Here is a 9,546-nt window from a genome sequence, read left to right as displayed (position 1 = left end):
CAACGGACATTGAGGGCCGTCTACCCCGGTCAGGCTTTGGGCAAACCCAGCCGGCGGGTGAACCTCGCGCGGTACGTGGACGCGCTCAGCCCGTAGTGGGACTTGAAGCGCCGCGCGAAGTAGTTCTGGTCGGGCCACCCCACCGACTCGCCGATCCGGTTGATCGGGTGATCGGTGTGCAGGAGCCGGTTCGCGGCCAGCTCGACGCGATGGCGGGAGAGGTACGCCATCGGCGGCAACCCGGTCGCCGACTTGAACAGGCGGACCAGGTATCCCGGCGCGAGGTGCAGTTCGGCGGCGAGCGACGTCAGCGTCCAGTGGTAGGCGGGACGCTCCTCCAGCATCCGCATCGCCTCGAGCACCGCCGGGTGGATCTCGACCGAGCCCTCGGCGCCGGCCGGGGCGATCGCGCGGGCGAGGCAGCTCAGGAACAGCGTGAGCCGGCCGATCAGATCGCCCCGGTGGGTGGCGACCGGGACCTCGCGCAGATCGTGCAGTCGTTCGAGATGCTCGACGCACTCGCGGTAGGCCGGGCCGGCCAGGTGCCCGGTGAGGATGCCGCGCCGCTGTTCCGCGTACGGCCCGGTCCAGAGCAGGTGGCCGAGCTGCGGATCCTCCCGGGTCCAGGCCAGCTCGCGCCGCAGCAGCTCGATGGAGAAACCGCAGTTGTACAGGTCGAGACCGCGGCAGTCCTCGTACCCGTGCCAGACGCCGGGCCGCAGCATGAGCACGTCGCCGACCCGCAGCTGCTTGCGGCCGGCCAGGCTGCGCTGCGCGCCCTCGCCGCCGATCACCACGGCGATCTCGACGAAGCTGTGGGTGTGGATCGGGTGCGAATCCTCGTGGACGTAGTGGCCCGCGAACGCGAGCGAACCGTCGATGATGTGCAGCAGAGTGCGGGTCTGCTCGACGGGGAAGACGTCCACATCCATGCCTCACCGTAAGGCCCAGGTGAATTTCGTGCTACCTCCGGTTCACTTCGGGCTATGTGGTGACCCACGGCACACCGCAGGATCGGGTGCAGGCGAAACGTCCCCGCCATCAAGCCGAAACATTGTGATCGGCCCTTTTCGGGTCGGTTCTTGAATCGTTTCACCCCCGCAGGAGTGTCATGCCTGAGCTGGCCGCACCGACCGACCTTCGCTTCGAACACCATCCCGCCGACCGTCCGGTGCTGGGCATCGGCACCGCCACCCCGCGCCTGTCCTGGCGGGTTCCGGCGGCCCCGGACGACTGGGCGCAGGCCCGATACGAGATCGAGATCTCCCGCGGCGGCACCGCGCAGGTGCATTCCGCCGCCTCCGGCGAGCAGATCCTGGTGGCCTGGCCGGGCGTTCCCCTCACCGCCCGGGAGATCGCGTCCGTACGCGTGAGAGTCGGCGACGCCACCTCCTGGAGCGACTGGTCCGCCCCGGCGATCGTCGAGGCCGGCCTGCTCGCCGCCACCGACTGGACCGCGAGCCTGATCAGCCCCCGCGAGATCGCCGGCCTCGGCGACCCCGCGCCGATCCTCTCCGGCTCGATCGAGCTGCCCGCCGACATCGTCAAGGCCCGCCTCTACGCGACCGCGCACGGCCTCTACGTCGCCCACCTCAACGGCGAGCGGGTCGGCGACGAGCAGCTGGCCCCCGGCTGGACGGCGTACCAGCACCGGCTGCGCTACCGGACGCACGACGTCACCGACCTGGTCACCATCGGCACCAACCGCCTCGAGATCCTGCTCGGCAACGGCTGGTTCCGCGGCCGGCTCGGCTTCCAGGGCCGCCAGGCCGTCTACGGCGACCGGCTCGCCGCGCTGGCCCAGCTCGAGGTGACCACCGCCGACGGGATGGTCCACGTGCTCGGCACCGACGGCGCCTGGACCGCCCGCGAGAGCCAGATCGTCGCCGACGACCTCTACGACGGCCAGCGCACCGACCTGCGCCGGGAGCCCACCGGCGAGAGCCCGGTCGACGTGCTCGACGCCGACCTCGGCCTGCTCGTCGCCCCGGACGGGCCGCCGGTGCGGATCACCGAGGTGCTCCCGGCCGTCGCCGTCACCACCTCGCCCAGTGGCCGGACGCTGGTCGATTTCGGGCAGAACCTGGTCGGCTGGGTGCGGCTCACGGTTCGCGGCGGCGCGGCCGGCGACGAGATCACGCTGCGGCACGCCGAGGTGCTCGAGAACGGCGAGCTCGGCGTCCGCCCGCTGCGCACGGCCAAGGCCACCGACACCTACGTGCTCGCCGGACCGGAGGAGACCACCCTCGAGCCCGAGCTGACCTTTCACGGGTTCCGCTACGCCGAGGTCACCGGTGTCGCCGACTTCCAGGCGGAGGCCGTCGTGGTCGGCACGGACCTGCGCCGCACGGGCTGGTTCGAGTCTTCGCACGCCCTGCTGAATCGATTCCACGAGAACGTCGTGTGGGGCATGCGCGGCAACTTCGTCGACGTGCCCACCGACTGCCCCCAGCGCGACGAGCGGCTCGGGTGGACCGGCGACATCCAGGTCTTCTCGCCCACCGCGAGCTTCCTGTTCGACACCGCGGGCTTCCTCGGCAACTGGCTCGCCGACCTCGCCGCCGAGCAGCAGAAGGACGGCTCCGTGCCGTACGTGATCCCGGATGTGATCCGCCGGCCCGCTCCCGCCACCGCGGCCTGGGGCGACGCGGCCACCATCGTGCCGTGGGTGCTCTACCGGCGCACCGGCGACCGCGACCTGCTCGAGCGGCAGCTGCCCAGCATGCGCGGCTGGGTCGACAAGATGGCCGCGCTGGCCGGCCCGGCCCTGCTGTGGGCGGGCGGCTTCCAGTTCGGCGACTGGCTCGACCCGACCGCCCCGCCCGAGGACCCGTTCCGGGCCAAGGCCGACCCGGACGTCATCGCCACCGCGCACCTCGCACGAAGCGCCGAGATCGTCTCGCTCGCGGCCGAGGTGGCCGGCGACGCCGACACCGCCCGCGAGTACGGCGACCTGGCCCGCCGGGTGCGCGACGCGTTCGCCCGCGAGTACATCACCCCCGGCGGCCGGGTGCTCGGCGACGCCGCCACCACCTACGCGCTCGCGCTGCAGTGGGCGCTGCTGCCCGACGCCGAGCAGCGGCGGCACGCCGGCGAGCGCCTGGCCGACCTGGTCCGGGCATCCGGCTTCCGGATCAGCACCGGGTTCGTCGGCACGCCGCTGATGACCGACGCGCTCACCGACACCGGGCACGCCGACCTCGCGTACCGGCTGCTGCTGCAGACCGGCTGCCCGTCCTGGCTCTACTCGGTGACCATGGGCGCGACCACGGTCTGGGAGCGCTGGGACAGCATGCTGCCGGACGGCTCGATCAACCCGGGCGAGATGACCTCGTTCAACCACTACGCGCTCGGGGCGGTCGCCGACTGGCTGCACCGGCGGGTGGCGGGGCTGGCCCCGGGCGCGCCCGGTTACCAGCTGATCGAGGTACGCCCGCTGCCGGGCCCGCACCTGACCAGCGCGTCGGCCCGGCACATCACGCCGTTCGGCGAGGCGTCCGTCGCCTGGGAGCGGTCCGGCGGCGAGCTTCGCCTGACCGTGGTGGTTCCGGTCGGTTCCAGCGCCGTCGTCCGGGTTCCGGGTGAAGATCAAGACCGCGAGGTACGCCACGGCCGTCACGAATGGCGCGTTCCCGACGCGTACGCGCAGGAAAGCAGCAGCACCACCGCGGAGATGACGATCCGGCAATTGATGGACCACCAGCCCAGCTGGGATCGCCTCGTCTCCGCCGCCGCCGAGTCGGGAGTGGCGGCCGACGAGGCCGCGCTCGCCGACCGGCTCGCACGCTTCTTCGACGCGCCGGCGGCCACGGTCGTTGACGCCGCCACCGCGGACGGATTCATCCCGGGCGCCGATCGGATGCGCGCCCTCTACTCCCCCGGAGGAAACTGAAAATGAGAAAACGCCACATAGCGATCGCCCTGCTCGCGGCCGGATCGATGGCCCTGACCGCGTGCAGCGCGGGCAGCCTCGGCTCCAGCGACGACAGCGGCGGCGACGGCAAGGTCAGCCTCTCCTTCCTCGTCGACAACGCGGCCGAGACCGTGAAGATCGGCAACCAGCTGGCCAAGGACTTCACGGCCAAGAACCCGAACATCACCATCAAGGTCGAGACGCGGCCGGCCGGCACCGACGGCGACAACCTGGTCAAGACCCGGCTGTCGACCGGCGACATGAGCGACGTCTTCATGTACAACTCGGGCTCGCTGTTCCAGGCCATCGCCCCCGAGAAGAACCTCGTCCCGCTGGACGAGGGACAGAACATCGGGAGTCTGGACAAGAACTTCACCACCACAGTCACCGCGAACAGCAAGGTCTACGGCGTACCGTGGGGTGGCTTCATGGCCGGAGCGATCCTCTACAACAAGGACGTGTACTCCAAGCTCGGCCTGTCGGTACCGAAGACATGGGACGAGTTCATGGCCAACAACGCGAAGATCAAGGCGTCCGGCGTCGACCCGGTGATCCAGAGCTACGGCGAGACCTGGACGTCGCAGCTGTTCGTGCTCGGCGACTTCGCCAACGTGCTCTCGGCCGACCCGCAGTTCGCCGACAAGTACACGGCCAACCAGGCCAAGTACGCGACGACGCCCGCCGCGCTGGCCGGCTTCCAGCACCTGCAGCAGGTGCACGACCTCAAGTACGAGAACAAGGACTTCGCCTCGGCGAAGCTGCCCGACGCGCTGCGCTACCTGGCCCAGGGCAAGGGCGCGAACTATCCGATCCTGTCGGCCACGCTCAGCGAGCTCATCTCCGAGAACCCCGGCAGCGAGAACAAGATCGGTCTGTTCGCCATCCCCGGCTCCGACGGCTCGAAGAACAACCTGACCGTCTGGGCCCCGGCCGGCGTCTACATCCCGACCACCACGACCGGCGCCAAGCTCGACGCGGCCAAGAAGTTCCTCGCCTACATCGCCAGCCCCGACGGCTGCACCTCGCAGACCACGGCCTCCCAGCCGACCGGCCCGTACGCGGTCAAGGGCTGTTCGGTCGGTGACTCCGTGCCGCAGGCGGTCAAGGACATGCAGACGTACATCGACAACGGCGCGTCCAGCCTCGCGCTCGAGTTCCTCTCCCCGGTCAAGGGCCCGGCGCTCGAGCAGATCTGCGTCGAGGTCGGCTCCGGCATCAGCAAGGCCGACGCCGGCGCCAAGCACTACGACGAGGACGTCAAGAAGCAGGCCCAGCAGCTCGGGCTGTCGGGCTGGTAGGAGACAGCCCGTGGCGACCACCACCGTGACCCGGTCCGCCGAGACGCGCAGCAGCGCGCCTTCGGCGGGCCGGGTGCGGGCCAAGAGCCCGTACCCCACCTGGTTCTATCTCCCCGCCGCCGTGATCTACGGCGTGCTCTTCATCGTGCCGACGCTGATCGCCTTCTACTTCAGCCTCACCCGGTGGAGCATCTTCGACTCGAAGTTCATCGGGTTCGGCAACTACGTGACGTTCTTCAAGGAGCCGGCTCTCGTCACCAGCCTCTGGCACACGCTGATCTACGCGGTGGTCACCTCGGGGCTGAAGGTCGTGCTCGGCCTCCTGCTCGCGGTGCTGCTGACCTCGCAGATCGTGGCCCGCGGCTACCTGCGCTCGGTCGTGTTCTTCCCGGTGCTGGTCTCCACGATCGGCGTCGGCCTGACCTTCACGGTGCTGATGAACCCCGAGAAGGGCCTGATCAACCAGTCGCTGTCGGTGATCGGCATCCAGGGACCGGGCTGGCTGACCGACCCGTCGTACGCCCTCTTGTCGGTTGCTCTGGTCGATGTCTGGAAGGGCGTGGGCCTGGCGACGCTGATCTACATCGCCGGGATCGTCTCCATCCCCCAGGAGTACTTCGAGGCGGCGCGGGTGGACGGCGCCGGCGCCTGGGACAACTTCCGGCACATCGTGCTGCCGCTGGCCCGGCCCGCGACCGTCACGGTGATCACGCTGTCGCTGATCGGCGGCCTGCGGTCGTTCGACCTGATCTGGGCCATGACCCGCGGCGGCCCCGGCTTCACCTCCGACGTCATCGCGTCGGTGATCTACAAGCAGTACCAGGCCGGCTTCTACGGTCTCTCGACCGCCGGGAACGTGGTGCTGTTCGTCGTGGTGACGGCGATCGTGCTGCCGCTGTCGCGGTTCCTCAACCGTAAGGAGGTCGAGCTGTGACGGTTCTCCAGTCGCGCCGTCCCCGGAAGAACTTGCTGCTCAGCTTCGTCGCGATCGTGCTGTCGGTGATCGTGTTCCTGGTGCCGTTCGCGTTCGTCCTGCTGACCGCGATCAAGGACCAGCAGCAGGCGTCGCTGCTCGACTTCTCGTGGCCGCACCAGTTCCGGCTGGTGCAGAACTTCATCGACGTGGTCCAGGCCCGCGACTACATGCTGATCATCGCGTTCATCAACAGCACCATCCTCACCGTCGCCAGCGTGACCCTGATGGTGGTGTTCGGGGCGATGGTGGCGTTCGTCCTCCAGCGCCGGAAGAGCCGGTGGAACGGCCTGGTCAACGCCCTCGTGCTGGCCGGCCTGATCATCCCGCCGGCCGTCGTGCCGACAATCTGGGTTCTGCAGAAGATCGGGCTGTTCCGCACGATGCCCGGCCTGATCCTGGTCGAGGTCGCCTTCGGGCTCGCCTTCGTGATCCTGCTGTTCCGCGCGTTCATCGGGACGATCCCGCGCGAGCTCGACGAGGCGGCGATCATCGACGGGGCCGGGCCGATGCGGCTGTTCTTCCGGGTGATCCTGCCGCTGCTCAAGCCGGTCATCATCACGTCGGTGGTGGTGCAGTCGGTGTTCGTCTTCAACGACTTCACCAATCCGCTGTACTTCCTGCCCGGCGACCAGAACGCCACCGTGCAGCTGACCCTCTACAACTTCTCCAGCCAGTACTCGACCCAGTACAACCTGCTGTTCATGAACATCCTGCTGATCACGATCCCGCCGCTGATCATGTACCTGTTCTTCAACCGCCAGATAGTCGCCGGCATGACCGCCGGCGCCATCAAGGGGTGACGCCGTTCACCAGTGGCGGCGGACCCACCAGCGCACGAGTGGGGGCACCACCCAGGAGTAGACGCAGAAGGCCAGCCAGGCCGCCGCTACCGGGAGGGACAGCCAGGGCACGCCCAGCAGCCGGACGCCGAAGATGAGGACGACGGCGGCCAGCCAGACCTTGAGCGCGCCGAAGCGGACGATCGGGCGCAGCGGGAGCATCAGCGGGTGGCCGGCGATGCGCATGTCGAGGGCGGACTCGGCGTACGCGTGCTGGGTGGGATCCTCGGCGACGGCCCGGCGGAAGCCCGCGTAGGCCGGCCCGACCTGGCCCCGGGCGGCCGAGACGCCGCCGAGCAGGGCGTTCGCGACCGGGTCGGCCGGGTAGGCGGCCACGAACTCGCGGCTGATCCGCTGTGCCTCCCGGTCGTCGCCGCGGGCGTAGGCGACCTTGACCCGGGTCGCGTAGACCATCGGCGCCCGCGGATCCTGGGCGGCGGCCAGCGCGACCAGCTTCGCGGCCTTCTCACCCTGGCCGGCGCCGGCGCAGAGATCCGCGTACGCGCAGAGCAGGCCGGCGTCGTGCGGCGCGATCGCCAGCCCGTCGAGCAGGATCCGCTCGGCGAACTCGGCGTTCCCCGCGTGCTCCTCGGCACAGGCCAGCCAGTACATCAGGCCGGGATCGGGCCCGTTCGCGGACAGCCCGGCCCGCGCCGCATCCCCCGCCTCGGGCCAGCGGTCGAGCTGGGCGAGCGCGGCGCACCGCAGCCGCGCGGCACCCGGCGCCATCACGTCGGAGGCGGGCAGCGTGGCCAGTTCCGCCAGCGCCTCCCGAGGGCGCCCGGTCTCGAGCAGCGCCTGCGCCCGGGCGAGGACCGGCGTCATCGCACCAGCCCGAAGATCACGAAGGCCTCGACCAGTCCGCACCCGATCACCGCGGCGAGACCCGGCCCGATCAGGCTCGCCGGTTTCCCGCCGCGATAGGTGAAGGCTCGGTACGGCCGCCGCTCGACGGTCGCGACGACGAGCGCCGTGAGCACGCCGAACACCGATCCGGCCAGCCGCAGGGACGAGCTGCCGCCGACGGCCGCGCTCAACGCGAGCCGGCCGCCGAAACAGAGCACCCCGGCGGCCGCGACGGCCAGCATCGGACCGGTTCCCAGCCGCAGCCGCCGCCCGTTGATCAGCCCGAGCGTGGCCGCGGCGAGCGGGCCGCCGAAGAACGCCGGATAGTAGATCGAGTCGGGCCGCCACGGCGCCCGGCCGGCGCCGGACTCCTGGTGAATCGTCGGCCGGAACAAGTCGTCCTGCATCGATCCCCGTTCCTTCCGCCGCCGCACGCGGCCACAGCGTAGCCGAGCGGGGAAACACGAGGAGAATGAAGTGTCAGACCCTCTCGAGCAGGAGGCGGAGCGTGTCGAAGACGATCACCTCGAAGCACCCGGCCGGGCAGGTGGCCCGGCTCGTCGCGGCGGTCAGGGCCGCGTTGCGGCCGGCGCCCGGCGAGACCCCTCAGCCGGCGCGGGCGAACCCGGGCGGCCGCCGGCAGCAGGACGCCCTGGCCGTGCTCACCGCCGCGCGCGGCGTCGTCGGCCGCGGGTGGGCGCAGAACACGTGGTATGTGCTGGACACTCCGGCGGGACACCGCCCGGCGCGGCACCGCTTCCTGCCGGGACGCCTCGACCACAGCCGGGTCGTCGGCGCGTGCCTGGTCGGCGCCGTGATGCACGGGGCCTGGCTGCAGAGCACCCGCCCCGAGCACGCGTACCCCGCCATCGACGCCCTCTGGATCACGCTCTTCGACGCCGGTACGCCGGCCGCGACCGACCCGGTCGGCCCGCTGTGCCCGCCCCTGGTCCGCGCCGCCCGGGTCCGCGATCTGACCACCTGGAACGACCGGGACCATCGGACCCAGAAGGACGTCATGCGGTTGCTGGACCGGGCCGCCGCCCGCGTCTCCGCACCGCGACTACCCGCCGGGTGAGCGCGGCAGCGCCCGGCCGCCGATCTCGACGACGGTCTTGATCAGGAAGCGCCAGTACTGGAACGCGGTCTCGACGGCGGCCCGATGCACCGTGTGCACCGGCGACTCCGTGGTGGAGACCCGGTCCGGGTCGAGGCGGGTGACGATGTCGCCGTCGAGCTGGGCGACGGTCTGCATCACGATCGACTCGACACCGACCTCCCACACCTTCCGCACGACCAGGACCTCGTCCATCTCCAGCGGAAGGTGGACCGACGGGCCGGCGTCGTCGCGGATGCCGTCGCCGACCGCGTCGGCGACCTCTTTCCGGCGGAGTATGCGCTCGATCGCGTCGCAGTTCCGCGCTATCCGCCGGCAAATGACGGCGTCGGCCGCGGCCGAATTGGCGCGCTCCGCCAGCACCCGGAATGTATCGGCCGTGACGACCTCGTCGACTCCTTCACCGCCGAGGAAGCGGTTGTACTCGCCGATGACGTCGAGCAGGGCGAAGTGCGACTCGGGCATCTTCCGGCCGGTCATGCCCGGCTTGAGAATGATGTTTATCTCGATGTTGAGGACGTCCTCGAATATCTGCCGCGCCCGGCCCGCCACGTCGG

At 70.4% G+C, this 9,546-nt stretch carries 9 protein-coding genes; 5 read left to right on the top strand and 4 right to left on the bottom strand.

Going from position 1 to position 9,546, the window contains the following annotated elements:
• Positions 1-29: 29 nt before the first annotated feature.
• A complete protein-coding gene (locus A3CQ_RS0137580; RefSeq protein WP_020516121.1) occupies positions 30-932 on the bottom strand; it encodes a helix-turn-helix transcriptional regulator in 903 nt (300 codons plus the stop codon).
• A gap of 179 nt (positions 933-1,111) precedes the next feature.
• Here A3CQ_RS0137580 and A3CQ_RS0137575 point away from each other — a divergent pair, with 179 nt between their 5' ends.
• From A3CQ_RS0137575 to A3CQ_RS0137560, 4 genes are read left to right on the top strand one after another with little or no spacing between them, the layout of a single operon-like run.
• Positions 1,112-3,892: an alpha-L-rhamnosidase gene (locus A3CQ_RS0137575; RefSeq protein WP_020516120.1), complete on the top strand. Its 2,781-nt coding sequence runs from the start codon at positions 1,112-1,114 to the stop codon at positions 3,890-3,892.
• Between the two features lie 2 nt (positions 3,893-3,894).
• Positions 3,895-5,211 carry an ABC transporter substrate-binding protein gene (locus A3CQ_RS0137570; protein ID WP_020516119.1) on the top strand — a complete coding sequence of 439 codons (1,317 nt, stop codon included), beginning with the start codon at positions 3,895-3,897 and terminating at the stop codon, positions 5,209-5,211.
• Between the two features lie 10 nt (positions 5,212-5,221).
• Positions 5,222-6,145, top strand: a complete 924-nt coding sequence (locus tag A3CQ_RS0137565; protein ID WP_020516118.1) for a carbohydrate ABC transporter permease — start codon at positions 5,222-5,224, stop codon at positions 6,143-6,145.
• The gene (locus tag A3CQ_RS0137560; protein ID WP_157296808.1) at positions 6,142-6,987 is read left to right on the top strand and encodes a carbohydrate ABC transporter permease; all 846 of its coding nucleotides are present in this window, start codon (positions 6,142-6,144) and stop codon (positions 6,985-6,987) included. The genes A3CQ_RS0137565 and A3CQ_RS0137560 overlap by 4 nt, the downstream gene beginning before the upstream one ends.
• Before the next feature lie 6 nt (positions 6,988-6,993).
• Here A3CQ_RS0137560 and A3CQ_RS0137555 read toward each other — a convergent pair whose 3' ends face one another.
• Together A3CQ_RS0137555 and A3CQ_RS58100 are read right to left on the bottom strand one after the other, a co-directional pair.
• The gene (locus A3CQ_RS0137555; protein WP_026206649.1) at positions 6,994-7,851 is read right to left on the bottom strand and encodes a tetratricopeptide repeat protein; all 858 of its coding nucleotides are present in this window, start codon (positions 7,849-7,851) and stop codon (positions 6,994-6,996) included.
• Positions 7,848-8,279, bottom strand: coding sequence for a hypothetical protein (locus tag A3CQ_RS58100; RefSeq protein ID WP_020516116.1), 432 nt, complete (start codon positions 8,277-8,279; stop codon positions 7,848-7,850). Before A3CQ_RS58100 ends, A3CQ_RS0137555 begins: the two co-directional genes overlap by 4 nt.
• 101 nt (positions 8,280-8,380) lie before the next feature.
• Between A3CQ_RS58100 and A3CQ_RS0137545 the strand changes: the two genes are divergently transcribed.
• Entirely contained in the window at positions 8,381-8,950 is a 570-nt protein-coding gene (locus tag A3CQ_RS0137545; RefSeq protein ID WP_020516115.1) for a DUF6197 family protein, read from the top strand.
• Here the strand turns inward: A3CQ_RS0137545 and A3CQ_RS0137540 are convergent.
• The gene (locus A3CQ_RS0137540; RefSeq protein ID WP_020516114.1) at positions 8,936-9,541 is read right to left on the bottom strand and encodes a DUF8581 family protein; all 606 of its coding nucleotides are present in this window, start codon (positions 9,539-9,541) and stop codon (positions 8,936-8,938) included. The genes A3CQ_RS0137545 and A3CQ_RS0137540 overlap by 15 nt on opposite strands.
• Positions 9,542-9,546: the final 5 nt, after the last annotated feature.

This window comes from Paractinoplanes globisporus DSM 43857 (assembly GCF_000379645.1).
GTDB lineage: Bacteria > Actinomycetota > Actinomycetes > Mycobacteriales > Micromonosporaceae > Actinoplanes > Actinoplanes globisporus.
This window is presented reverse-complemented; position numbering and strand designations above follow the sequence as displayed.